Origin of the sequence: Thauera aromatica K172 (assembly GCF_003030465.1) — a bacterium.
Taxonomy (GTDB): domain Bacteria; phylum Pseudomonadota; class Gammaproteobacteria; order Burkholderiales; family Rhodocyclaceae; genus Thauera; species Thauera aromatica.
In genome coordinates this window covers 2872393-2894743 of record NZ_CP028339.1, presented here as the reverse complement: position 1 = coordinate 2894743, position 22351 = coordinate 2872393, and the positions used below count along the sequence as shown (strand labels likewise).

Annotated in this window: 22 protein-coding genes and 2 pseudogenes; 16 read left to right on the top strand and 8 right to left on the bottom strand. The window is 69.0% G+C overall.

Annotation, left to right across the window (positions count from 1 at the left end; translation table 11 throughout):
• The first annotated feature begins 160 nt into the window (after positions 1-160).
• The 8 genes from Tharo_RS13655 to Tharo_RS13620 all read left to right on the top strand — a co-directional run bounded on the left by Tharo_RS13655 (position 161) and on the right by Tharo_RS13620 (position 8935).
• Positions 161-1369 carry an MFS transporter gene (locus tag Tharo_RS13655; protein ID WP_245880905.1) on the top strand — a complete coding sequence of 403 codons (1209 nt, stop codon included), beginning with the start codon at positions 161-163 and terminating at the stop codon, positions 1367-1369.
• Positions 1370-1426: 57 nt separating this feature from the next.
• Positions 1427-1930, top strand: coding sequence for a single-stranded DNA-binding protein (gene ssb, locus Tharo_RS13650; RefSeq protein ID WP_107221676.1), 504 nt, complete (start codon positions 1427-1429; stop codon positions 1928-1930).
• A 106-nt stretch (positions 1931-2036) separates the two neighbouring features.
• Positions 2037-2999 (top strand): MBL fold metallo-hydrolase, encoded by a 963-nt coding sequence (locus Tharo_RS13645; RefSeq protein ID WP_107221675.1) that lies wholly within the window; start codon positions 2037-2039, stop codon positions 2997-2999.
• A gap of 7 nt (positions 3000-3006) precedes the next feature.
• Positions 3007-3807, top strand: a complete 801-nt coding sequence (locus Tharo_RS13640; RefSeq protein WP_107221674.1) for a tRNA threonylcarbamoyladenosine dehydratase — start codon at positions 3007-3009, stop codon at positions 3805-3807.
• Between the two features lie 79 nt (positions 3808-3886).
• The gene (locus Tharo_RS13635) at positions 3887-4273 is read left to right on the top strand and encodes a sirohydrochlorin chelatase (RefSeq protein WP_107221673.1); all 387 of its coding nucleotides are present in this window, start codon (positions 3887-3889) and stop codon (positions 4271-4273) included.
• Between the two features lie 80 nt (positions 4274-4353).
• A complete protein-coding gene (locus tag Tharo_RS13630) occupies positions 4354-5412 on the top strand; it encodes an efflux RND transporter periplasmic adaptor subunit (protein WP_107221672.1) in 1059 nt (352 codons plus the stop codon).
• A gap of 14 nt (positions 5413-5426) precedes the next feature.
• The gene (locus tag Tharo_RS13625; protein ID WP_107221671.1) at positions 5427-8717 is read left to right on the top strand and encodes an efflux RND transporter permease subunit; all 3291 of its coding nucleotides are present in this window, start codon (positions 5427-5429) and stop codon (positions 8715-8717) included.
• Positions 8714-8935, top strand: a complete 222-nt coding sequence (locus tag Tharo_RS13620) for a YgaP family membrane protein (RefSeq protein ID WP_107221670.1) — start codon at positions 8714-8716, stop codon at positions 8933-8935. The genes Tharo_RS13625 and Tharo_RS13620 overlap by 4 nt, the downstream gene beginning before the upstream one ends.
• Before the next feature lie 11 nt (positions 8936-8946).
• Here Tharo_RS13620 and Tharo_RS13615 read toward each other — a convergent pair whose 3' ends face one another.
• Both Tharo_RS13615 and Tharo_RS13610 read right to left on the bottom strand, forming a co-directional pair.
• On the bottom strand, positions 8947-9450 hold the full coding sequence (locus tag Tharo_RS13615) for a disulfide bond formation protein B (protein WP_107221669.1): 504 nt from the start codon (positions 9448-9450) through the stop codon (positions 8947-8949).
• A gap of 147 nt (positions 9451-9597) precedes the next feature.
• Positions 9598-10494, bottom strand: a complete 897-nt coding sequence (locus tag Tharo_RS13610) for a LysR family transcriptional regulator (protein ID WP_107221668.1) — start codon at positions 10492-10494, stop codon at positions 9598-9600.
• A gap of 96 nt (positions 10495-10590) precedes the next feature.
• On the opposite strand from Tharo_RS13610, the gene Tharo_RS13605 reads away from it, so the two are divergent.
• Together Tharo_RS13605 and Tharo_RS13600 are read left to right on the top strand one after the other, a co-directional pair.
• Positions 10591-11190 carry an FMN-dependent NADH-azoreductase gene (locus Tharo_RS13605; protein WP_107221667.1) on the top strand — a complete coding sequence of 200 codons (600 nt, stop codon included), beginning with the start codon at positions 10591-10593 and terminating at the stop codon, positions 11188-11190.
• A gap of 118 nt (positions 11191-11308) precedes the next feature.
• Complete coding sequence (locus tag Tharo_RS13600; RefSeq protein ID WP_107221666.1) at positions 11309-12205, top strand: pirin family protein; 897 nt, start codon at positions 11309-11311, stop codon at positions 12203-12205.
• An 86-nt stretch (positions 12206-12291) separates the two neighbouring features.
• Here the strand turns inward: Tharo_RS13600 and ybiB are convergent, their stop codons facing one another.
• A complete protein-coding gene (ybiB, locus tag Tharo_RS13595) occupies positions 12292-13209 on the bottom strand; it encodes a DNA-binding protein YbiB (protein ID WP_107221665.1) in 918 nt (305 codons plus the stop codon).
• A gap of 77 nt (positions 13210-13286) precedes the next feature.
• Between ybiB and Tharo_RS13590 the strand changes: the two genes are divergently transcribed.
• From Tharo_RS13590 to Tharo_RS13580, 3 genes are read left to right on the top strand one after another with little or no spacing between them, the layout of a single operon-like run.
• A complete protein-coding gene (locus Tharo_RS13590; protein ID WP_107221664.1) occupies positions 13287-14168 on the top strand; it encodes an NAD(P)-dependent oxidoreductase in 882 nt (293 codons plus the stop codon).
• A 51-nt stretch (positions 14169-14219) separates the two neighbouring features.
• Entirely contained in the window at positions 14220-15086 is an 867-nt protein-coding gene (locus tag Tharo_RS13585) for an NAD(P)-dependent oxidoreductase (RefSeq protein ID WP_107221663.1), read from the top strand.
• Positions 15079-15330 (top strand): hypothetical protein, encoded by a 252-nt coding sequence (locus Tharo_RS13580; protein WP_245880904.1) that lies wholly within the window; start codon positions 15079-15081, stop codon positions 15328-15330. Before Tharo_RS13585 ends, Tharo_RS13580 begins: the two co-directional genes overlap by 8 nt.
• A 429-nt stretch (positions 15331-15759) precedes the next feature.
• Here the strand turns inward: Tharo_RS13580 and Tharo_RS13575 are convergent, their stop codons facing one another.
• Both Tharo_RS13575 and Tharo_RS13570 read right to left on the bottom strand, forming a co-directional pair.
• Positions 15760-16131: a helix-turn-helix domain-containing protein gene (locus Tharo_RS13575; protein WP_107221662.1), complete on the bottom strand. Its 372-nt coding sequence runs from the start codon at positions 16129-16131 to the stop codon at positions 15760-15762.
• Positions 16132-16149: 18 nt separating this feature from the next.
• Entirely contained in the window at positions 16150-16437 is a 288-nt protein-coding gene (locus Tharo_RS13570; protein WP_245880903.1) for a type II toxin-antitoxin system HigB family toxin, read from the bottom strand.
• A gap of 236 nt (positions 16438-16673) precedes the next feature.
• Here Tharo_RS13570 and Tharo_RS13565 point away from each other — a divergent pair.
• Positions 16674-17309 (top strand): annotated as a pseudogene (locus Tharo_RS13565) (IS1634 family transposase); the annotation flags it as partial.
• 152 nt (positions 17310-17461) lie between these two features.
• On the opposite strand, the gene Tharo_RS13560 reads toward Tharo_RS13565, so the two are convergent.
• From Tharo_RS13560 to Tharo_RS13550, 3 genes and pseudogenes are all read right to left on the bottom strand, one after another.
• Complete coding sequence (locus Tharo_RS13560; protein ID WP_245880902.1) at positions 17462-18169, bottom strand: class II aldolase/adducin family protein; 708 nt, start codon at positions 18167-18169, stop codon at positions 17462-17464.
• 11 nt (positions 18170-18180) lie between these two features.
• A complete protein-coding gene (gene mtnA / locus Tharo_RS13555) occupies positions 18181-19251 on the bottom strand; it encodes an S-methyl-5-thioribose-1-phosphate isomerase (protein WP_107221660.1) in 1071 nt (356 codons plus the stop codon).
• 54 nt (positions 19252-19305) lie between these two features.
• Positions 19306-20220 (bottom strand): annotated as a pseudogene (locus Tharo_RS13550) (methionine aminotransferase); the annotation flags it as partial.
• A 63-nt stretch (positions 20221-20283) separates the two neighbouring features.
• On the opposite strand from Tharo_RS13550, the gene tnpB reads away from it, so the two are divergent.
• Complete coding sequence (gene tnpB, locus Tharo_RS13545) at positions 20284-20622, top strand: IS66 family insertion sequence element accessory protein TnpB (protein ID WP_107219629.1); 339 nt, start codon at positions 20284-20286, stop codon at positions 20620-20622.
• Positions 20623-20718: 96 nt separating this feature from the next.
• Entirely contained in the window at positions 20719-22284 is a 1566-nt protein-coding gene (gene tnpC / locus Tharo_RS13540) for an IS66 family transposase (protein ID WP_107219628.1), read from the top strand.
• The last annotated feature ends 67 nt before the right edge of the window (positions 22285-22351 follow it).

The window sequence follows — 22351 nt, the reverse complement described above, 5'->3', positions numbered from 1 at the left end:
TGACTGGAGGTGGACGCCCGACTATACGAGAGAAGGCGGCGTGCAGCCAGCCGTGAGCGAATGCGGAGGAGGGCACGGCGAGGTGCGCCGGTTCATTCGGCTCAAGGACTCCAGCCAGGCCGGCGATGATAGAATCCGCGTTTTGACGAAGCCGTTTCCGATGCCCGTTTCCGCACGCGATCCGATGAGCCGCGAAGAGCGCCGCGCCGGCCTGGGCCTGGCCGCGATCTTCGCCCTGCGCATGCTCGGGCTGTTCCTGATCCTGCCGGTGTTCGCGGTGCACGCTGCGGGCATTCCGGGCGGCGACGACCTGACCCTGGTCGGGCTGGCGATCGGCGCCTACGGGCTGACCCAGGCCTGCCTGCAGATCGCCTACGGGGCGGCGTCGGACCGCTTCGGGCGCAAGCCGGTGATCGTCTTCGGCCTCGTGCTGTTCGTCCTCGGCAGCGTGATCGCGGCGCTCGCCGACGGCATCCACATGATCATCGTCGGCCGCGTGTTGCAGGGCGCGGGGGCAATCTCGGCGGCGGTCACCGCGCTCGCCGCCGACCTCACCCGCGACCAGCATCGGACCAAGGTCATGGCCATGATCGGCTCCTCGATCGGCCTGGTGTTCGCGCTGTCGATGGTGGCGGCGCCGCTGCTGTACGCCGTGATCGGCATGGACGGAATCTTCTGGCTGACCGCGGTGCTCGCGTTCGGCGCGATCGGCGTGCTGCTGTGGGTGGTGCCGGAAGCGCCGCCGGTGCCGCGCGCCACCGGCCGTTTCATCGACGTGCTGCGCGACGGCCAGTTGATGCGGCTCAACTTTGGCGTGTTCGCGCTGCATCTGATCCAGACCACGATGTGGGTCATGGTGCCTTCGGCGCTGGTCACCGGCGGCGGCCTAGCGATGACCGAGCACTGGAAAGTCTATCTGCCGGCGGTCTTGCTGTCCTTCCTCGTCATGGTGCCGGCGGTGATCCTCGCCGAGCGCCACGACCGGATGAAGGCGGTGTTCAACGCCGCGATCGCGCTGCTTGTGCTGGTGCAGTTCGGGCTCTGGCTGGCGGGTGACGCTTTGATACCAATGGCATTGATGCTGACGCTGTTCTTCGTCGCCTTCAATGTGCTCGAGGCCACCCAGCCGTCGTGGATTTCACGCATCGCGCCGCCGGGCTCGAAAGGAACCGCGCTCGGCGTCTATAACACCTTGCAGTCGATCGGGCTGTTTCTCGGAGGGCTGCTCGGCGGCTGGTTGGGGCAGGGCTTCGGTCCCGCCGCGGTCAGCCTGTTCTGTGCCGCCCTGGCCCTGCTGTGGCTCGCGCTGGCGGCCTCGATGGCGCCGCCCCCGGTGCGTCCGGCGGCCCCGCTTCCGGCACATGGCTGAACCCTGTTACGGGCGGCCGCTGCCGCCCGTCCGCACACGCATTCAAAGGAGAACCGGATGGCATCCGTGAACAAAGTCATCCTGATCGGCAACCTCGGCGCCGATCCGGAAAACCGCTTCGCCCCCTCGGGCGACGCGATCTGCAACCTGCGCATCGCCACCGCCGAAACCTGGCGCGACAAGAACACCGGCGAGCGCCGCGAGGCCACCGAGTGGCACCGCGTCGTCTTCTTCGGCAAGCTCGCCGAGATCGCCGGGCAATACTTGAAAAAGGGCAGCCAGGTCTATATCGAAGGCAGCCTGCGCACACGCAAGTGGCAGGATCAGAGCGGCCAGGAGCGCTACACGACGGAAATCCGCGGTGACGAGATGAAGATGCTCGGCCGCCGCGAAGGCGGCGATGCGCCGATGCGCGGCGGGGCGGGCGAGGGCGGCTGGGATGCGCCGTCTCCGGCGGCGGCGCGTGCGCCGGCTTCGGCGCCGCAGCGCCCGGCGGCGGCGCCCTCCGCCGCTCCGCAGGCGGGCGGCTTCGGCGATTTCGACGACGATATCCCGTTCTGAAACGCGTCCGCGACGCCCGCGCCGCGCCCGCTTCACTGTGCCGCGGGCGTCGGGCCATTGAACCTGGGCGAACGACCCCAAGCTTGCAGGATGAGGAGGGACGTTCATGCAATATCTGATCAGCCATACCGATGGCGTGCACACGGTGGAGTCGGGCTATGGCCGGCCGCAGCTCGCCGCCGTCCACCTGGTCGTGCATGACGGCCGTGCCGCGGTGGTCGATACCGGCAGCAATGCCGCTGTTCCGCGCGTGCTGGGTGCGCTGGCGGCGCTCGGCGTCGCCCCCGAAGCGGTGGAGTGGGTCATGCTCACCCACATCCATCTCGACCACGCCGGCGGGGCGGGCAGCCTGATGTGCGCCCTGCCCGAGGCGAAGCTGCTGGTCCATCCGCGCGGCGTGCGCCACATGATCGACCCGGCCAGGCTGTGGGAAGGCACGGCCGCGGTGTACGGTGCCGAGCGCGCTTTCGCGCTCTACGGCCATCTCGTTCCGGTGCCGGCGGAGCGTATCGTCCCGGCCACCGACGGCTTCGAGTTCGACCTCGGTTCGCGCCGTTTCCGGGTGTTCGATACCCCGGGGCACGCGCTTCATCACATCTGCATCTGGGACGCGGGGGCGCAGGCGTTCTTCACCGGTGACGCCTTCGGCCTGTCCTATCGCGAACTCGACGTCGACGGCCGCGCTTTCGTAGTGCCGACGACGACCCCGACCCAGTTCGACCCCGAGGCGATGCACGCCTCGATCGATCGCCTGCTGTCGATGCGGCCGCAGGCGATGTACCTCACTCACTACGGCCGGGTCGTCGACGTCGAGCGCCTCGGCGCCGACCTGCACCGGCTGATCGACACCATGGTCGCGGTGGCACGGGCGGCGCGCGGCGACGGCGTCGCCCGCCACGTCGAAATCCTTGCCGGCCTCGAGCAGGTGATGCGCGAAGAGGCGGCACGGCAGAACTGGGCGCTCGACGAAGAGCAGGCGTTGGAGCTGCTGCGGATGGACCTTGAACTCAACGCCCAGGGGCTCGGGGTCTGGCTCGACCGCCCAGGTGCGGCGGTGGAACGCGCCTGAGCAGCCGATGAACGTCGAGCTCGATCCTGCGCGCCGCTTCGGCGGTCTCGACCGTCTCTACGGCAGCGGCACGGTGGACCTGCTGCAGCGTCGCCATGCCTGCGTCGTCGGCATCGGCGGCGTCGGCTCGTGGGCGGCCGAAGCGCTCGCACGCAGCGGTGTCGGCCGCCTGACCCTGATCGACCTCGACCATGTCGCCGAATCCAACATCAACCGCCAGGTCCATGCCCTCGACGCCACGCTCGGCCAGGCCAAGGTGGTGGCGATGGCCGAGCGCATCGCCGCCTTCAACCCCTTGTGCACGGTGACCCGGATCGAGGATTTCCTCACCGCGGAGAATGCCGAGGCCCTGCTTCAGGGCTTCGATGTGGTCATCGACGCGATCGACAACGTCCGCGCCAAGGTCGCGATCGCCGCCGTCTGCCGGCGCCGGCGCATCCCGCTGGTCATGGCCGGCGGGGCCGGCGGGAAGACCGACCCGGCGCGGGTCGGTATCGACGACCTGGCGCGCACCCTGCAAGACCCCTTGCTCTCCAAGGTACGGGCCCGGCTGCGCAAGGAGCACGGCTTTCCCCGCGACCCGAAAAAGAAGTTCGGCATCGCCGCGGTGTTTTCCACCGAGCCGCTGCGCTACCCCGAAGCGCGGGCCTGCGATACCGACGCCGCCTCCGGTGCGCGCGCCGGCCTGCAGGGGCTGGCCTGTGCCGGCTATGGCTCGAGCATGGCAGTCACCGCCACCGTCGGCCTGCTATGCTCTGCCCGTGCGCTCGAACTGCTGCTGCGGCCGCCAGCGCCCGCTGTCGCCTAGCCGGTCGGCGCTGCGAAGCCGCGGTGCCGATGCCCGGCGAGACGGCACCGATCCGAACCCTACCCGAGGAGGCCTCCCGATGAATGCAGTGCCGCCGCATGCGTCCGCTGTCGTGCTGTTCGGCCACGGCGCGCGCGATCCCGAATGGGCCGGGCCGATGCAGCGTATCCGGGCGCGCCTGCTCGCCGCGCCCGAGGCGCCGCGGGTCGAACTCGCCTTTCTCGAATTCATCCGCCCGACCCTGCCCGAAGCGATCGCCGAACTGGTGGCCGCAGGTGTGCGGCGGGTGGCGGTGGTGCCGGTCTTTCTGGCCCAGGGCGGCCACCTCAAGCGCGACCTGCCGGCTCTGATCGAATCGAGCCGGCGGGCCCATCCAGCGTGCCGGATCACGCTGTCGATGGCGGCTGGTGAAGCCGACGAGGTCGTCGACGCGATTGCCGGCTACGCCCGCAACTGCCTGGATTGAGCCGGCGCGGGCGGCTGCGCATGAGGCGCAGGGAATGGATCGCACTTGCCCTTCGTATATATAAGAATATACTTATAAATATGAAGATTCCTCGCTTCCTCGCCGCCGCGCGCGCGATCCCCGCCCTCGTCGCACTGCTGGTCACGGCTGCCGGGCACGCCGAAGTGGCGACCGTGCGTGCCGAAATGCGCGTCCTCGGTGCTGCGGTGCAGGCTGAAGCGACGGTCGAAGCGGTGCACCAATCCACCCTTGCCGCCCAGGTTCCGGGGCGGATCGTGGCGCTGGCGGTGGATGCCGGCGAGCGCGTGCGCAAGGGCCAGGTGCTGGTGCGGATCGATCCCGCCGAAGCCGCTGCTGCACTTGCCGCAGCCGAGGCCGGCGTGGTGCAGGCCGAAACCGCGCGGATCAACGCCAAGGCCGACTACGAGCGCGCCCGCAGCCTGGTCGCGCGCCGCTTTCTCAGCGAGTCCGCGCTCGACAGCGCCCGCGCCCGCCACCAGGCCGCCGAAGCGCAGCTCGATGCGGCGCGGGCGGCGCGGGCGCAGGCGCAGGCGGCGAGTGCCTACACCACCGTCACGTCGCCGCTCGACGGCGTGGTGGCCGAGCGCCACATCGAGCACGGCGAAATGGCCCAGCCCGGGCGCAGTCTGCTCACCGTCTATGATCCGGCGCAAATGCGTGCGGTCGCCGACCTGGCGCCGGAGCGTCTGGCGCTGCTCGGCACGCCCTTGCGGCAGGTGCGCGTCGACCTGGGCGGCGGGCGGATGGTCGATGCCGCCGCCGTCACCGTGCTGCCGGCCGCCGATGCGCGCACCCATACCGTGCGCGTGCGCATCGACCTGCCTGCGGGCATCGAAGGCGTGCTTCCCGGCAGCTTCGCCCGGGTCGATTTCGGCGCCGCGGGGGGCTCCGGCACGGTGCTGATTCCGGCTGCCGCGGTGCTGCGCCGGGGCGAACTGAGCGCGGTCTATGTCGCCGACGGGGAGGGCGGCTTCCGCCTGCGCCAGGTCCGCCCGGGGCGCCTCGACCAGGGCAGCGGCATGATCGAAGTGCTCTCCGGGCTGGAAGGGAATGAAACCCTCGCGCTCGACCCGGTGCAGGCCGGCATCGAGACCCGCGGCGCGGCCGCCACACGCTGAGCCGGGAGGCGACGATGACAATCCGCCTCGGCATCTCCGGCCGTATCGCCGCTGCCTTCCAGCGCAACGCGATCACGCCGCTGCTCGCGCTGGTGCTGCTGCTCGCCGGCATTTTCGCCACCCTGGTCACGCCCAAGGAAGAAGAGCCGCAGATCGACGTCACCATGGCCAACGTGCTGGTGCCTTTTCCCGGGGCCTCGGCGCACGACGTCGAGGCCCTGGTGGCGCGCCCGGCCGAGCAGGTGCTGTCGCGTATCGCCGGGGTCGAGCACGTCTATACCGTGTCGCGCCCGGGGATGGCGGTGATCACCGTCCAGTTCGAGGTCGGCGTGCCCAACCAGACCGCGCTGGTGCGCCTGTACGACACGGTGCAGTCGCACGCCGACTGGCTGTCGCCGCAGCTCGGCGTCGGCCAGCCGCTGATCAAGCCCAAGGGCATCGACGACGTGCCGATCGCCAGCTTCACGCTGTGGACCGCCGATCCCGCGCGCGCCGCGTTCTCGCTGCAGCAGGTCGCGCGCGCGACCGAGACCGAGTTGAAGCGCATCCCCGGCACGCGCGACGTCGTCACCGTCGGCGGCCCCGGCCATGTGATCCGGGTGAACATGGACATCGAGCGCATGAACGCGCACGGCGTCACCGCGCAGGAGCTGCGCGGCGCGCTGCAGCTCGCCAACGCTTCGCAGCCGGCGGGCAGCCTGGTCGCGGGCAACCGCGAGGTGCTGGTGCAGACTGGCACCTATCTCGAGTCCGCCGAAGACGTCCGCAGCCTGGTGGTGGGCGTGTCCGAGCGCCGGCCGGTGTTCCTGCGCGATGTCGCCGAGGTCGTCGACGGCCCCGACCAGCCTGCGCAATACGTCTGGTTCGGTACCGGCGCCGCCGCCCAACAGCGCGGTATCGGCCAGCAGGGCCTCTTCCCCGCAGTCACCCTGGCGCTGTCGAAGAAGCCTGGCGCCAACGCCGCCGACGTCACCCGGGCGGCGATGGAGCGCCTGGAGAACCTGCGCGGCAGCCTGATTCCGGAAGGCGTGGAGTTCACCGTCACCCGCGACTACGGCAAGACCGCCAACGACAAGGCCAGCCAGCTCATCGGCAAGCTCGCCTTCGCCACCGCCGCGGTGGTGGCGCTGGTGTTCTTCGCCCTCGGCCGGCGCGAGGCGATCATCGTCGGCATCGCCGTGTCGCTTACGCTCGCGGCGACCCTGTTCGCGTCCTGGGCGTGGGGCTTCACCCTCAACCGGGTGTCGCTGTTCGCGCTCATCTTCTCGATCGGCATCCTGGTCGACGACGCCATCGTGGTGGTCGAGAACATCCACCGCTGGCACACGCTCGAGCCCGACACGCCGCTGTGGAAGCGGATCCCCAAGGCAGTGGATGAAGTCGGCGGTCCCACCATCCTCGCCACCTTCACCGTGATCGCGGCGCTCCTGCCGATGGCCTTCGTCACCGGGCTGATGGGCCCTTACATGAGCCCGATCCCGATCAACGCCTCGATGGGCATGTTCATCTCGCTGGTGGTGGCCTTCGTGGTCACGCCCTGGCTGGCGCAGAAGATGCTGAAGAGCGTCGACGCCCACCCGCACGGCGGCGAGGACAGGATGACGCAGCGGCTCGACGGCCTCTTCCGCCGCGTGATGACGCCGATGTTCGATGCCCGCCGCGGCGCGCGCAACCGGCGGGTGCTGTGGCTCGCCGTGTTCGCCCTCATCGGCGTCTCGGTGGCGCTGCCGGTGGTGCAGCTCGTGGTCATGAAGATGCTGCCCTTCGACAACAAGAGCGAGTTCCAGGTTGTGCTCGACATGCCGGTCGGCACCCCGGTCGAGGACACCGCACGTGTGCTGAACGAGATCGGCGCCCATCTGGCGACCGTGCCCGAGGTCACCGACTGGCAGTCCTACGCCGGCACCGCGGCGCCGATCAACTTCAACGGCCTGGTGCGCCAGTACTACCTGAGGAGCGCGCCCGAGCAGGGCGACATCCAGGTCAACCTGGTGGACAAGACTGCGCGCACGCGCCAGAGCCACGAGATCGCGGTGTCGGTGCGCGACGCGGTCACCGCGATCGCGCGTCGCAGCGGCGGCAACGCCAAAGTGGTGGAAGTCCCGCCCGGCCCGCCGGTGCTGTCGCCGATTGTCGCCGAGATCTACGGCCCGGACTACGACGGTCAGGTCGAGGTGGCAAGGCGCGTGCGCGCCGCCTTCGAGGACACGCCCGACATCGTCGGCGTGGACGACACCGTGGACGAGGATGCGCCCAAGCTGGTGCTGCGCGTCGACCAGGCCAAGGCCGCGCGCATGGGCGTGGCCCAGGCCGACATCGTCGAAGTCGTGCGCCTCGGCCTCTCGGGCGAGAACGTCACTCCGGTGCATGGCGGCGACAACAAGTACGAGATTCCGGTGCGCGTCCAGCTGCCCGCGGCACGCCAGTCCGACCTCGCCGACCTGCTCGCGATGCAGGTGCGCGCACGCGGCGGCGACAACGCCGGCCAGCTGGTGAAGATCTCCGAACTGGTGCAGGTCGCCGAGACCCGCCGCGAGCAGATCCTCTACCGCAAGGACCTGCTGCCGGTGGTGTATGTGACCGGAGACATGGGGGGCAAGCTCGATTCGCCCTTGTACGGCATGTTCGACATCCGATCGAAGGTGAATGGCATGGCGCTCGAAGGCGCGCCGGGGCTCGCCGGCACGCTCGGCGAGTGGTTCATCCGCCCGCCCGCCGACCCCTACGCCGGCTATCAGTTGAAGTGGGACGGCGAGTGGCAGATCACCTACGAGACTTTCCGCGACATGGGTGCCGCCTACGCGGTCGGGCTGATCCTGATCTACCTGCTGGTGGTGGCGCAGTTCCGGAGCTACCTCGTGCCGCTCATCATCATGGCACCGATCCCGCTCACCCTCGTCGGCGTGATGCCGGGCCACGCCCTGCTTGGCGCGCAATTCACCGCAACGTCGATGATCGGCATGATCGCGCTCGCCGGCATCATCGTGCGCAACTCCATCCTGCTGGTGGATTTCGTCAATCAGCAGGTGCGAGGCGAGGATGGAAAACCGGGAATGGAATTCGGCGAGGCGCTGATCCGCGCCGCCGCGGTGCGCGCCAAGCCGATCGGGCTCACTGCGCTGGCAGCGATGATCGGCGCGGTGTTCATCCTCGACGACCCGATCTTCAACGGGCTCGCGATCAGCCTGATCTTCGGCATCTTCGTGTCCACCGTGCTCACCCTGGTGGTGATCCCGGTGCTCTACTACGCCGCCATGCGCGGCCGCATCGCAAGCCTCAAAAACCCCGAGGAGAATCCCGCATGACCACCAACGACTACGTGCGCGCCTTCGCCGGCGCCTTCGTCCTGATCTCGCTCGCGCTCGGTGTCGAGGCTTCGCCGCTGTTCGTCAGCAAGCACTTCCTGTGGGTGACCGCCTTCGTCGGCGCAAACCTGTTCCAGAGCGCGTTCACCGGCGTGTGTCCGCTGGTGAACATCCTGCACAAGCTCGGCGTCAAGGACGGCCCGGCCCGCTGCAGCTGAAGCCGGTCTGCCTAGCCGCGGCGCAGCATCCACACGGCGAACGCCAGGGTCGCGCCGAAGCTCAGCAGCGACCAGTTGGCGATCGACAGCCCGAGGAAGGTCCAGTCGACCACCGCGCAGTCGCCCGCGCCGCGGAAGATCATCGGCAGGGCTTCGGCGAGCGGGAAGCTTTCGAGCATGAACTCCAGCCCGGGGCCGCATTCGGGAATCGCCGGCGGGTCGAGCTGCAGCCAGCTCTGCCAGGCGGCGATGGCGCCGCCGCCAAGGGCGGCGAGGCCGATCAGGGCGGCATAGACCCGTACTCCGGTCCGTTCCGGGCCGTGAATTGCGGCGAGCAGGGCGAGCACGGCGGCGAGGGCGAAGGCGTAGCGCTGCATGATGCACATCGGGCAGGGCTCGAGGCCGACGACGTGCTGCAGATAGAGGCCGAAACCGAGCAGACCGGCGGCGACCAGGAAGAGCGCGAGATAGAGCACGCGCGCGGGCAGGGACAGGATTCGTTGCAGCAGGGCCATGGGCATCCGTCTTCGGTCGGGAAAGCGGCATTGTAGGCGCTCGTTCCGGTTCCCGGCATGTCACCCGGGACGCGGCGGTGCTTGTGATGCTCGTCGGCGGCGCCGGCACCCGAGCCGCTTTCGCAGCGCGCCCCGGTCGGGGGCGGTTCAGCGCGCCAATGCGGCCAGCAGCATGTCGAGGAAGGCGCGCGTCTTGGTCGGCATCAGCTTGCGCCCGGGAAAGACCGCCCAGGCGGTGATCGACGGCAGGCTCCACGCCGGCATCACCCGCTGCAGTTCGCCGCGCCGCACGTAAGGTTCGGCGAAGTAATCGGGCACGGCGGCGATTCCCGCGCCGGCGCGGGCGAAGCGGATCAGCAGCTCGGGCGAGTTGGCCGTGATCGAGCCCGGCGGCACGCCCTCCCAGCGTTCGTCGGCATGCAGCAGGGTCCACCCGGCGGGTTCGCCGGTGCGTGCCTGGAGGTGTAACGCACGGTGCCGGTGGAGGTCTTCCGGGCGTTCGGGGGTGCCGTTTTCGGCCAGATAGCTCCGCGCCGCATACAGTCCCCAGGAGAATTCCGCCAGCCGGCGGGCGGCGAGCAGGGTGTCGTCGGGCAAGTCGCCGAGGCGGATGGCGATGTCGAAATTCTCCCCGAGCAGATCGACCCGTCGCGGCGACAGATCCAGCTCCAGCGTCACTGCCGGGTGCATCGCCGAGAACGCGGCCAGCATGTCGGTCAGGAGCAGGTTGGCGAAGTCGCTCGGCATCGATACCCGCAGTCGCCCGCTCGGTTGTACCTGGCGGCTTTCGGCCAATGCGGCCACCGCCTCCACCTCGGCCCCGACCTGGCGCGCGTGTTCGAGCAGCGCGCGGCCGAATTCGGTGAGGTTGAGCCGGCGCGTAGTGCGCAGCAGCAGGCGTTCTCCCAGGCGTTCCTCGAACTGGGAGAGCCGGCGTGAAACGGTCGATTTGGGCAGGCCGAGGCGCTCGGCGGCGGCAGTGAAGCTGCCGTCGTCGACGACGCGGGCAAAGATCAGCAGATCGTTGGGGTCTATCTGTTCCATGGAAGGAACAATGATGTTCGTCCGGCCCGCTTAATGCAATCAGTTTCCGCTAATAGACTGAGCCCCACCTGATCCCAACCCTTGCGAGGACTTGACATGAAGATTCTGCAGATCAACGGCAGCGCCCGTTCCGAAGCCGGCAACTCCACCCGGATCGCCCGTGACATCGTCGCCCGCCTGCAGGCGGAGAACCCGCAGGCCGAAGTCGTCGAGCGCGACCTCGCCCGCGCTCCGGCGCCGGTGATCGACGAGACCGCGCTCGGGGCGCTGTTTACCCCCGCCGAACAGCGTACCCCCGAGCAGGCCGCCCGCGTGGCTGCGAGCGATGCGCTGATCGCCGAAGTCCAGGCCGCCGATGTCATCGTGCTCGGCGTGCCGATGTACAACTTCGGCATCTCGACCCAGCTCAAGAACTGGATCGACGCCATCGCCCGCGTCGGCGTCACTTTCCGCTATACCGAGAACGGCCCGGAAGGCCTGCTCGGGGGCAAGAAAGTGTTCGTCGCCTTCGCCCGCGGCGGCCGTTACCGCGGCACCCCGGCCGATACCCAGACGCCCTACCTGCAGACCCTGTTCGGTTTCCTCGGCATCACCGACGTGCGCTTCATCTACGCCGAAGGCCTGAACATGGGCGAAGAGGCGGTGAAGCAGGGCTTCGCCGAAGCCGAGGCCGACATCGTCGCTGCGCTGAGCTGAGCGCGGCGCCCGGCGGCTTGTGCGGTCGGGTGCGGGGAGCGGCTCGATGCCGCCCCCGCCCCGGTCGATGAAGGATGGGGCGGGATCGCCCGCCCCCCACCTCAAGGAGAGAACGCTGATGAATGCCGTGAATCCGTTTCCGACCCCGCCAGCGGCGCTTCGCCGTCCGCGCACGGTCGAGCGCCTGGTCACCGGCCGGCCCACGTCCGACGGCGCCGGGGTCAAGCTCACCCGGGTACTGACCCAGGGGCTGCAAAAGCGTCTCGATCCCTTCCTGATGCTTGACGCTTTCGGCAGCGACCGCGCCGACGACTACATCGCCGGCTTTCCCGACCATCCGCATCGCGGTTTCGAGACCGTCACCTACATGATCGCCGGGCGCATGCTGCACCGCGACAGCGCCGGCCACGAAGGCCTGCTCGAGAGCGGCGGCGTGCAGTGGATGACCGCCGGGCGCGGCGTGATCCACTCCGAGATCCCGCAGCAGCAGGAAGAAGGGCGGATGGAAGGCTTCCAGCTGTGGCTGAACCTGCCGGCGAAGGACAAGATGAGCGCCCCCTGGTATCGTGATTTCGCCGCCGCGGCGCTGCCGCGCTTTACCACCGCGGCCGGGGTGGAAGTGGTCGTGATCGCCGGCGAAAGCCAGGGCGTGCAGGGCGCGGTCAGCCGCGAGGCCACCGCGCCGCTCTACCTCGACCTCCGGCTGCCGGCCGGGGCTACGTTCAGCCAGGCGCTGCCGCCCGGACACAACGCCTTCCTCTACGTCTACCGGGGGGAACTGGCGGTGGGCGGCACCGCCGTGCCGGTGCGCACCATGGCGATCCTCGGCAACGAAGCCGGCAGCGACGGCGTGGTGGTCGAAGCTGTGAAAGGAGGCGTCGAAACCCGTGCGCTGCTGATCGCCGGGCGGCCGCTGAACGAACCGATCGCCCAGTACGGCCCCTTCGTGATGAATACCGAGCAGGAAATCTACCGCGCCGTCGCCGACTACCGTGCCGGGCGCCTGGGGGACTGAGCGTCGGGGCGTCCGCTTTCCTGCCCGCCCGGTTTCCTCATCCGGTGCGCCGTGCCGGGGGCGCATTCCCCCGGCGCGCGCCGCCTTCAATTCTCCGCCAGCGCCTTCAGGGCCGCGACCTGGGCGGTGATCGGCCCCGGGACCGGGACGTCGCCGGCGAGCATGGCGCGGATCAGCGCCGCGTTGTCGGCCACAGAGGGCGTGCCGGGGAGGGTCTCGAGCGGAGGCGCGCCGCCGGTTTCAGCGGCGACGCCGATCGCCGCTTCACCGTCCACATAGGTCTTCATCTCCGGGCAGCGCCGCGGGTTGGCGTAGATCTCGCCCTCGGTGCCGCGCAGCAGCATCGCACGCGCCCGGTCGGCGCGGAGGAAGGCGTCCATCCGCTCGAGGTATTCGGGATGGGTTACCGCAACCACCCGCACGCTGCGTCCGCGGCAGGGGTCGAGCAGCTTGGCGACGGTGTGGCCGCTGGCGCGCACGCCCAGGCGGAGGCGCAGCGCGAGCAGCGCGTCCAGTCCCGGCAGCAGCTGGTCCACGCCGAGGCAGGCGATGCGCCGGGCCGCGAGCTGCGCCGAAGCGGCGGCCGGGTCGGCGGCCGGATGCAACTCGAGCGCAGCGAGGAGCTCGAACGGGCTCACCCGGGCGTCGAAGTCGTGCCGCCCCTGGATCAGCACCGGCACCCCGCTGCGCGCCAGCAGCAGGGCCACCAGCGGCATCAGGTTGGGCTGGCGGCGGGCGCCGTTGTAGGTCGGCAGCACCACGCAGCGCGGCCCCGCGGGCACGGCGAGCTGCGCGGTGCGCGCGTCCATCGCCTGCTTGAAGCCGACCAGTTCGTCGAGCGACTCGCCCTTCAGGCGGAAGCTGATCAGGATCGCGCCCAGCTCGAGCGCCGGGACCGTGCCGTCGAGGATGTCGCCGAACAGCGCGGCCGCGGTGGCCGCATCGAGCGCGCGCGCGCCCTTGGCGCCCCGCCCGATTTCCTTGATGATTGCGCCGTATTTCATGGCGGCGATTATGGCCGCGATCCGACCGCGGGGCCAGCCTGACGCGGGCCGGAGCGAACCCAGGGAGAATGCGGAAAATGGATGTCGGATTCATCGGGCTGGGCCTCATGGGGCGACCCATGGCGCTCAACCTCCTCAAGGCCGGGCACACGGTGCAGGTGTGGAGCCGGCGGCGCGAATCGATGCAGCCCCTCCTCGACGCCGGGGCGGGCGATTGCGCCAGCGCCGCGGAACTCGCCCGCCGGGCGCCGGTGACGATCAGCATGGTCGCCGATGCGCCTGACGTCGAAGAGGTCGTGCTCGGCCCGTCCGGAGTGGCGGACGGGGCGGGCGCAGGCCACCTGCACATCGACATGAGCACCATCGCCCCCGCGGCGGCGCAGTCGATCGCCGCGCGCCTGGCACAGCGCGGCATCACCGCGCTCGATGCGCCGGTCTCCGGGGGCGAGGGCGGGGCGATAGGCGCCACGCTGACGATCATGGTCGGCGGCGAGGCGGCGGCCTGCGCGCGCGCCCGTCCCCTGTTCGAAGCCATGGGGCAGTCGATCACCCGCGTCGGCGAGGCCGGCGCCGGCCAGGTCGCCAAGGCGTGCAACCAGATCCTCACCGGAGTCGGGGTCGCCGCGGTCGCCGAGGCGCTCAACTTCGCGCGCAAGAGCGGCGTCGACGGCGGCAAGGTGCGCGAGGCCCTGCTCGGCGGTTTCGCCGCCTCGCGCATCCTGGAGAACCACGGCCAGCGCATGCTCGAGCGCAACTTCCGCCCCGGGTTCAAGGCCTGGATGCACCACAAGGACATGCGCATCGTCCTCGACGAGGCCCAGCGCCTCGGCCTGGCGCTGCCGTCGACCGCGGCGGCGGCGCAGATGTATGCGGCGATGGTCGGCAGCGGCCTGGGCGAGGAGGATTCGGTGGCCATGCTCAAGCTGCTCGAGCGCATGAGCGGCGCTGCGGGCGAGTGACGATCGGACCGTGGCGTTCGAACCGTCACGGTCGAAAACAGGGGCAATCACATGAAAGTGGGTTTTATCGGGCTGGGCGTGATGGGTGCGCCGATGGCGCGCCACCTGCTCGCTGCCGGCCATGAACTCGCGCTGTGGGCGCGGCGGCCGCAAGCGGCGGCGTTCGTTGCCGAAGGGGTGCCAGTGTGCGCGACCCCGGCCGCGCTCGCGGCGCGCAGCGAAGTCGTCATCACCATGGTCACCGCCAGCGCCGATGTCGAGGCGCTGGCGTTCGGGGCGCACGGGCTGGCCGAGGGCTTCAGCCCCGGCGCGGTCCATGTCGACATGAGCACGATCGCGCCGGCGAGCGCGCGCATGCTCGCCGCCCGCTATGCCGAGCGCGGCGTGGGCTGGGTCGATGCGCCGGTATCGGGCGGGGCGCAGGGCGCGCACGAGGCGAGCCTGGCGATCATGGCCGGCGCCGAGGCGGCGACGCTGGAGCGGGTGCGCCCGCTGCTCGCGGTGCTGGGGCGGCGCATCGTCCATATCGGCCCGCCCGGCGCCGGGCAGGTGGCCAAGGCGTGCAACCAGATGATCATGGTCAGCACGATCCAGGCCTGCGCCGAGGCCGTCCGCCTTGCCGCTGTGCACGGCGTCGATGTCGCCGCGGTGCGCAGTGCGCTGATGGGCGGTTCGGCAGGGTCGCGGGTGCTCGAGGTGATGGGGCAGCGCATGGTCGAGCGCGACTTCGGCGCCGGCATCGAGGCCCGCCTGCACCACAAGGATTTCGCCCTCCTGATGGACGAGGCTGCCCGGCTCGGGGCGCCGCTGCCGGTGGCGGCGCAGGTCTGGCAACAGCTCAACGCGCTGATGGGCGCGGGCTGGGGGCGGGAGGACACCTCCAGCCTGCTGCGCGTGCTCGAAGGCGGGCGTGGCTGAGGGGCGCGGCAGCGCCGTCGCGGCGAGCGCCCGTCCCGGGTGCGGGGCGGTGCCGCGGTCTGGTCTGGTGCTGGTCGGCGTGGCCTTGGCCGTGCTGCTGCAGGGCTGCGCGGTGGTGGCGGTGGCCGACGCCGTGGTCACCGTCGGCGTGACCGCAGTCAAGATCGGGGCGACGGTGGTCGAGACCACCGTCGATGTGGCCGCGGCCGGGGTCGATGCGGCGGTCGGCGAGGATGGAGAGTAAGCGTCAGAGCAGGGCCTCCGCACTCGAACATCATCGCGCCAGCGCTCGCCAAGCAACTGATACTAAATACACTCCTCGCTGAGCCCGAATTGCAGTGAGCGGAAAAGGAACCAAAGTTCGCTGGCTTCGGCTAAGAGAAACATTCAGGCGATATCGCTCGGCGCCTTGATTTTATTGATTAAATCCATAGACATATTATGTAAACCGAGTGCGGAGGCCCTGGTGTCAGAGCGACATTACTCGGGGAACTACAGAAAATAGCCTTGGTTCAAGTGGCTTCTATACGCCGATCATCGGTGGCTCTGTTGTGGCGGTCAGTGACACCGAGACCACCACCAAGAGCGTTCCCCACGTGCGTGGGGATGAACCGCGTGAGCTGGACGGTCTGCAAATGCAGGAGTGGCGTTCCCCACGTGCGTGGTTCGACGATCACCCTGTAGCCGTCTCCGCAATCAGCACATCGGCCGGGATGCCCAGACTCTTGTGCAATCTGCGGATCATGGCCAGCGTGAGCGGGCGCTTGCGGCTCAGGACTTCGTAGACGCGGTTGCTCTTGCCAATGATGGGCTCAAGATCTTTGACGGACAGCCCGCTCTGATCCATCCGGAATTTGATGGCTTCCACCGGATCCGGCGCAGTAATGGGAACGTGCCTGGCCTCGTAGGCCTGCACCAGTGTGGCTAGGATGTCCAGGCGATCACCCTCCGGCGTGCCCAGATCAGGGTCGGACTCCATCAAGGCCGAAATCTCTTTGAGCGTGGCCTTGTAGTCTGCTTCGGTGTGGATAGGGCGGATGTCCATGTTTTCCTCCGTGGCCGGTCAGGCCATTTCAACGGTTTCTGCGTCGACAGCGTCGTACTCCTTGTGGGTGCCGACGAACTTCACGTAGACGATCTGTAACTTGTAAGCAATGGCTACGATCAGTCGATAGTCATTGCCTTTGATGTTGAAGACCACACGACGGTTCTTCAGCACGCTGGCGCTGCGGTACTGCGCTTTGATGTCGGCGGGCTGGGTCCAGGATGCGAGCGTCGCTTCCTCGTACCAAGCCTTCAGTGGCTGCTCGGCATCAGGGTGCAGTTCCCAAAATGCTCGAAGGGTGGACACGGCAATGACTCGCATTGGTTACAGTGTAGTCCCATTTTGGGACTGCCGCAATTTTGGGCTGGTTCAACCGGTTTTTCAGGATGCAAAACGGCCATTTGATAGAGGCGGGCGTCCTCAAGAACCGTGCTTTCCTAACGAACCTCATACACGGACGTGGGTTCAGTTCCGTATTCCGCCAGCAGTTTTTGGCACCGTAATCAATGCTGAGTGTGTCGGCGGCTGCTTGTCACTCGTCTATCGACGCGCTGACCCGCCAGGCGGACCAATGGACGGGCAAGCTCACCGAGCGGGACGAAGGCGTGAAGCACCGGGGCCGCAAACTCTCGGACAGCGGCGCCAAGGCGCGCTTTTACCACGCGGTCAGCGAGGCGCACCTGTCGCGCATCATCAAGGTGGATCTGGCTGAGGAGCTGTTCAGCTACCCCATCGACGACAAGGCCAAGCGTCTCGCAGAAATGATGGACGGCAAGCTGCTCCTGGTCACCAACGCCGAGGGCTTGTCCGCCCAGAACGTGATTCAGCGCTACAAGTCGCTCGTCGACATCGAGCGCGGCTTCAAGGTGCTCAAGTCCGAGATCGAGATCGGCCCGGTGTATCACCGTCTGCCCGAGCGGATTCGCGCCCATGCGTCGATCTGCTTCATGGCGCTGATCCTGCATCGGGTGATGCGTAGCCGCCTCAAGGCCGCCGACGCGGGTTACACGCCCGAGCGGGCGCTCGAGCAACTGCAGCGCATTCAGCATCACCGCGTGCGCCTGAACGGCGGCGAGCCGGTGGCGGGGGTGTCGACGATCAGCACGGAGCAGAACGAGGTGCTTCATGCCTTAAGGATAGGAAAACCAGCGGTGCCGGAGCAGCTGGCGCTGTTGTAGTGGCATTTTTGAAAGTGCGCTCTAGCAAAAACAAACACTTGCAAGCGTAACTGTCGAACTCGGGCTGCCCATTTTTACCAAGCCCGCCCGCCAACGGTGGGGATCGATTTGATGTGGCGCGGGTGATCGAGGGCACGTAGCCCGGCCAAGCATCAATGATCCGAATCCGTACCTGCCCCGCGCGGCTTGCCGTACCAGCGAAAGCGCTCGATCACCTCTGCCATTTCCGCCGCCGACAGCAGCACCGGGTTGCCGAGCTGGAGGGTGCGCCAGTACTGCTCGCACAGGGTTTCGAATTCGATCGCGAGCGCGAGCGCATGGCTGAGGTCGCGGCCGAACACGACCATGCCGTGGTTGGCCAGCAGGCAGGCGTTGCGCTCGTGCAGCGCGGCCACCGCGGCGTCCGACAAGGCCTGGGTGCCGAAGGTGGCGTAGCGCGCGCAGCGGATGGTCGGCCCGCCGAAGCGCGCGATCATGTAGTGGAAGGGCGGGATGTCGAGGCGCTGGCAGGCGAGCGCGGTGGCGAATGGGGCGTGAGCGTGGAGGATCGCGCCGGCGGCGGGAAAGGCGGCGTAGAGGTCGCGGTGCAGCAGCCACTCGGAGGATGGAGCGAGGGCGCCGAGGGAGCTGCCGTTGGCGTCGACGATCACCATGTCGTCGGCGGTGCAGCGCGGCACCGGCAGTCCGCTGGGGGTGATCAGCATGCGCGGCGCGCGGCCGTGGCCGCCCTCATCGGGACGGGGCTCGTCCAGGCGCACGCTGGCGTTGCCGGCGGTGCCGACGTTGAGATGGGCTTCGCCCATCGCCCGCATCGTGTCGAGGAGGGCGTCGCGCAGCGCCGGGAGATCGGCCGCTTTCATTGCCGCCGCCTTCATCGTGCCTGCTCCGGGTAGAGCGCGGCGAGGTGCCCGGGGGCGGCGATTCCGCGCTCGGTGACGATGCCGGCGATCAGCGCGGCTGGGGTCACGTCGAAGGCCGGGTTGGCGGCGCGGGTGGCGGGGGGGGCGAGGCTGAGCTCGGCGATTGTGGCGTCGGCGGCGAGGCCGCGGATGCGGCAGACCTCGTCGGCGCCGCGGTCCTCGATCGGGATCGCACGGCCGTCCGGGCAGCCGAAGTCGAGCGTCGAATGCGGCGCAGCGATGTAGAAGGGCACGCCGGCGGCGTGCGCGGCGAGCGCCTTGAGATAGGTGCCGACCTTGTTCGCGGCGTCGCCGTTGGCGGCGACACGGTCGGCGCCGGTGATCACGAGGTCGACTTCGCCGCGCATCAGCAGCAGGCCGGCGGCGTTGTCGGCGATCAGCGTGTGCGGCACGCCGGCCGCGCGCAGCTCCCAGGCGGTGAGCAGGCCCTGGTTGCGCGGGCGGGTTTCGCTGACCACGACCTCGACCGCGATGCCGGCGGCCTGGGCGGCGTAGACCGGGGCGAGCGCGGTGCCGGCGCCGCAGGTGGCGAGCCAGCCGGCGTTGCAGTGGGTCATCAGGCGCACCGGGCCGGGACGGCGGGCGGCGATCGCCGCGATCAGCGCCAGGCCATGGCGGCCGATGGCGTCACAGGTCGCGGCGTCGTCGGCGCGGATCGCCTCGGCTTCGGCCCAGGCCGCGGCGCAGCGGGCGGGCGCCGACAGCGGGCGCAGCACGTCGGCCATGCGCGCCAGTGCCCAGTGCAGATTGACCGCGGTCGGGCGGGTGGCACCGAGCACGGCGAGGGCGTGTTCGAGCACGGCGTCGTCGGCGCGGCCGCGGGCGAGGGCGAGAGCGACGCCGAAGGCCGCGGTGGCGCCGATCAGCGGCGCGCCGCGCACCTGCATGTGGCGGATCGCGTCGGCGGCGGCTTCGAGGGAGGCGAGGGCGACGGTTGCGCTGCGGAACGGCAGCAGGGTCTGGTCGAGGATGACGAGCGTGTCGGCCTCGCGACGCAGGGTGGGAATCGGTTGTACGAACATGGGGCGGGCGGTTTGCGGTGTGGGTGGTCCGGTGGGCGGCGCGGGCGGCGGCGTTCAGACCCGGCGCAGGCGTTCGCCGGCGGCGGCGAGCGTGGCTTCGGTCTTGGCGAAGCAGAAGCGCACCACGCGCTCGTCGCGGCCGTCGGCGAAGAAGGCCGACAGCGGAATCGCGGCGACGCCGATGTCGCGGGTCAGGTATTCGCAGAAGGCGGTGTCGGGCAGGGTGGAGATTGCACCGAAGCGGGCGAGCTGGAAATAAGTGCCGCGCGAAGGCAGCAGCTCGAAGCGCGTGTCGGCGAGCGCGTCGCGGAAGAAGTCGCGCTTGGCCTGGTAGAACGCCGCCAGGCCGGTGTGGCGCGCAGGCTCGCTCATGTAGTCGGCGAGCGCGAGCTGGACCGGGGTGTTCACGGTGAACACGTTGAACTGGTGCACCTTGCGGAATTCGGCCATCAGCTCGCGCGGCGCCAGGATGTAGCCGACCTTCCAGCCGGTGATGTGGTAGGTCTTGCCGAAGCTCGACACCACGAAGCTGCGTGCGGCCAGTTCCGGGTGGCGGGCGCAGCTGGCGTGGGTGGCGCCGTCGAAGACGATGTGCTCGTAGACCTCGTCGGCGACGACGACGATGGCGGTGTCGCGCACGAGTGCGGCGAGGCGGTCGAGATCGTCCGCCGTCCACACCGTGGCGGTCGGATTGTGCGGGGTGTTGATCATGATCATCCGCGTGCGCGCAGTGATCGCTGCGGCCACGGCGGCCCAGTCCGGGCGGTAGTCGGGGGCGGCGAGTTGCAGGCGCACGACGGTGCCGCCGGCTAGCTCGATCGCCGGCGCGTAAGAGTCGTACACCGGTTCGAACACGATCACTTCGTCGCCCGGGCGGACGCAGGCGGTGACTGCGGTGAACAGCGCCTGGGTGGCGCCGGCGGTGACCGTGATCTCGTGCTCGACGTCGTAGCGGGTGCCGTACAAGGTGGAGTTCGCTACGCTGCCGTCGGCGTCGTGGCTGTCCGAAGTGCTCGCGCACCAGGCGCCGTGATGATCTCGCCCGATCAGATCTGGCTGGCGGTCGAGCCGATCGACATGCGTCTGGGCATCGACGGCCTGTCGGCACGGTTGCAGAACAGCCTGGGGCGCGCCCCGTGCGACGGCAGTGCCTACGCCTTCATCAACCGGGCGCGCACGCGCCTGAAGGTGCTGGTGTGGGACGGCACCGGGGTGTGGTTGAGTCAGCGTCGCCTGCATCGGGGCAGCTTCAGCTGGCCCCGTGCCGACAACGCGGTGTTTGCGCTGTCGGCCGAGCAATGGCAGTGGCTCGTGGCGGGGGTCGAGTGGCAGCGCCTGAGCGCCGCGGCACCGGCCCACTGGCAGGTGTGATCGGTGCGCCGAAACCATCCACGATCCGCTGCGCAAAAGAGCCTGAAACCCTTGTAGATGCTGGGATGTAGCGCGTTATTCGGGTATAATTCCGGCATGGATTCCGCTGCGCAACTGACTGCTTTCGACCTGCCGCCCGAGCTCGTGCAGCAGGTTCAGAGGTGGGTCGCGCAGGCGGCTGATGTGACCCGCCTCGAAGCCGAACTCAAGCTGAGCAAGATCAAGATCGAAGCGCTGGTCCATGAGATCGCCGTGCTCAAGCGCCTGCGTTTCGGCGCCAGCAGTGAGGCCCGGGCGGCGGATATGAAGGATCTGTTCGACGAGACGCTCGCGGCCGATCTGGCCGCCTGCGAAGCCCGCCTCGAAGCGCTGCGCGAGACTCCGCCCGAGGCGCCGCCGGCGAGCCCGAGGCGCCCGCGTGCCGGACGGCCTGCGCTGCCGGCACACCTCGAGCGCATCGAACATCGCCACGAACCTGAATCGTGCACCTGTGGTCAGTGCGGGCAGGATCTGGTCAAGATCGGCGAGGACGTCTCCGAGCAGCTCGACATCATCCCGGCCAAATTCTTCGTCCATCGCCACATCCGCCCGCAGTACGCGTGCCGGCGCTGCGAGACGGTGTCGGCCGCGCCCGTGCCGGCGGCGATCATCGACGGCGGGATGGCTGCGCCGCGGCTGCTGGCGTGGGTGACGGTGAGCAAGTTCGTCGATCATTTGCCCCTGTACCGGATCGAGCAGATCGCCGCGCGCAGCGAGGTGCCGCTACCGCGCTCGACGCAGGCCGAGTGGGTCGGGCGGATCGGGGTGGCGCTCGCGCCGCTGTGCGATCGCCTGATCGAGCGCCTGCGCGAAGGCAACGTGTTGCATGCCGACGAAACCCCGGTCGAACAACTTGATCCGGGGCGCGGCAAGACCAAGCGGGCGTATCTGTGGGCCTACCGCAGCAACACACTCGATGCCGACCCGCCCATCGTCATCTTCGATTACCAGCCCGGTCGCGGCGGGCAATACCCCCAGGCCTTCCTGAAAGGCTGGAAGGGCATGCTCATGGTCGATGACTACGGGGGCTATAAGGCCCTGTTCGGTGGCGACATCGGAGAGCTTGCCTGTCTGGCGCACGCACGACGCAAGTACTTCGAGCTTCACCAGGCGAACAAGAGCCCGGTCGCGGCCGAGGCACTCGCGCGCATCGGCGAGTTGTACGCGCTCGAAGAGCAGGCCCGCGACGTTTCGGTCAAGGTGCGCGCCGAACTGCGACTGCAGTACGCGCAGCCGCGCCTGGAGGCGATGTACCTGTGGCTGGTGCAGACCCGCAAGACCGTGGCCGACGGTGCGGCGCTCGCCCGCGCCATCGACTACAGCTTGAAGCGCTGGCCGGCGCTCGCGCGCTATGCGAGTCGCGGCGATTGGCCGATCGACAATAACCCGATCGAGAACGCCATCCGGCCGATCGCCCTGGGCAAGAAGAATTGGATGTTTGCGGGCTCCGAAGCCGCCGGCAAGCGTGCCGCCGTGGTTCAATCCCTGCTCGCCACGGCGCGCGCCAATGGCTTCGAACCGCTGACCTGGCTTGCCGATACGCTCGAGAAGCTACCGACCTGGCCCAATAGCCGCATCGACGAACTGCTGCCGATCAGAAAGCAAGCGGCTGCGCAAGCGTAAGAGGCCGTGGGTGCGGCGGACGCTTACCACCAATGAAGGCATATTCGCCAATGGTTACGCCACAAAC

What these genes read in the sequence shown, in the direction of transcription:
- Tharo_RS13655 (WP_245880905.1), top strand. Translation starts at nt 161, where the DNA reads ATGCCCGTTTCCGCACGCGATCCGATGAGCCGCGAAGAGCGCCGCGCC.
- ssb (WP_107221676.1), top strand. Translation starts at nt 1,427, where the DNA reads ATGGCATCCGTGAACAAAGTCATCCTGATCGGCAACCTCGGCGCCGAT.
- Tharo_RS13645 (WP_107221675.1), top strand. Translation starts at nt 2,037, where the DNA reads ATGCAATATCTGATCAGCCATACCGATGGCGTGCACACGGTGGAGTCG.
- Tharo_RS13640 (WP_107221674.1), top strand. Translation starts at nt 3,007, where the DNA reads ATGAACGTCGAGCTCGATCCTGCGCGCCGCTTCGGCGGTCTCGACCGT.
- Tharo_RS13635 (WP_107221673.1), top strand. Translation starts at nt 3,887, where the DNA reads ATGAATGCAGTGCCGCCGCATGCGTCCGCTGTCGTGCTGTTCGGCCAC.
- Tharo_RS13630 (WP_107221672.1), top strand. Translation starts at nt 4,354, where the DNA reads ATGAAGATTCCTCGCTTCCTCGCCGCCGCGCGCGCGATCCCCGCCCTC.
- Tharo_RS13625 (WP_107221671.1), top strand. Translation starts at nt 5,427, where the DNA reads ATGACAATCCGCCTCGGCATCTCCGGCCGTATCGCCGCTGCCTTCCAG.
- Tharo_RS13620 (WP_107221670.1), top strand. Translation starts at nt 8,714, where the DNA reads ATGACCACCAACGACTACGTGCGCGCCTTCGCCGGCGCCTTCGTCCTG.
- Tharo_RS13615 (WP_107221669.1), bottom strand. Translation starts at nt 9,450, where the DNA reads ATGGCCCTGCTGCAACGAATCCTGTCCCTGCCCGCGCGCGTGCTCTAT.
- Tharo_RS13610 (WP_107221668.1), bottom strand. Translation starts at nt 10,494, where the DNA reads ATGGAACAGATAGACCCCAACGATCTGCTGATCTTTGCCCGCGTCGTC.
- Tharo_RS13605 (WP_107221667.1), top strand. Translation starts at nt 10,591, where the DNA reads ATGAAGATTCTGCAGATCAACGGCAGCGCCCGTTCCGAAGCCGGCAAC.
- Tharo_RS13600 (WP_107221666.1), top strand. Translation starts at nt 11,309, where the DNA reads ATGAATGCCGTGAATCCGTTTCCGACCCCGCCAGCGGCGCTTCGCCGT.
- ybiB (WP_107221665.1), bottom strand. Translation starts at nt 13,209, where the DNA reads ATGAAATACGGCGCAATCATCAAGGAAATCGGGCGGGGCGCCAAGGGC.
- Tharo_RS13590 (WP_107221664.1), top strand. Translation starts at nt 13,287, where the DNA reads ATGGATGTCGGATTCATCGGGCTGGGCCTCATGGGGCGACCCATGGCG.
- Tharo_RS13585 (WP_107221663.1), top strand. Translation starts at nt 14,220, where the DNA reads ATGAAAGTGGGTTTTATCGGGCTGGGCGTGATGGGTGCGCCGATGGCG.
- Tharo_RS13575 (WP_107221662.1), bottom strand. Translation starts at nt 16,131, where the DNA reads ATGGACATCCGCCCTATCCACACCGAAGCAGACTACAAGGCCACGCTC.
- Tharo_RS13560 (WP_245880902.1), bottom strand. Translation starts at nt 18,169, where the DNA reads ATGAAAGCGGCCGATCTCCCGGCGCTGCGCGACGCCCTCCTCGACACG.
- mtnA (WP_107221660.1), bottom strand. Translation starts at nt 19,251, where the DNA reads ATGTTCGTACAACCGATTCCCACCCTGCGTCGCGAGGCCGACACGCTC.
- tnpB (WP_107219629.1), top strand. Translation starts at nt 20,284, where the DNA reads ATGATCTCGCCCGATCAGATCTGGCTGGCGGTCGAGCCGATCGACATG.
- tnpC (WP_107219628.1), top strand. Translation starts at nt 20,719, where the DNA reads ATGGATTCCGCTGCGCAACTGACTGCTTTCGACCTGCCGCCCGAGCTC.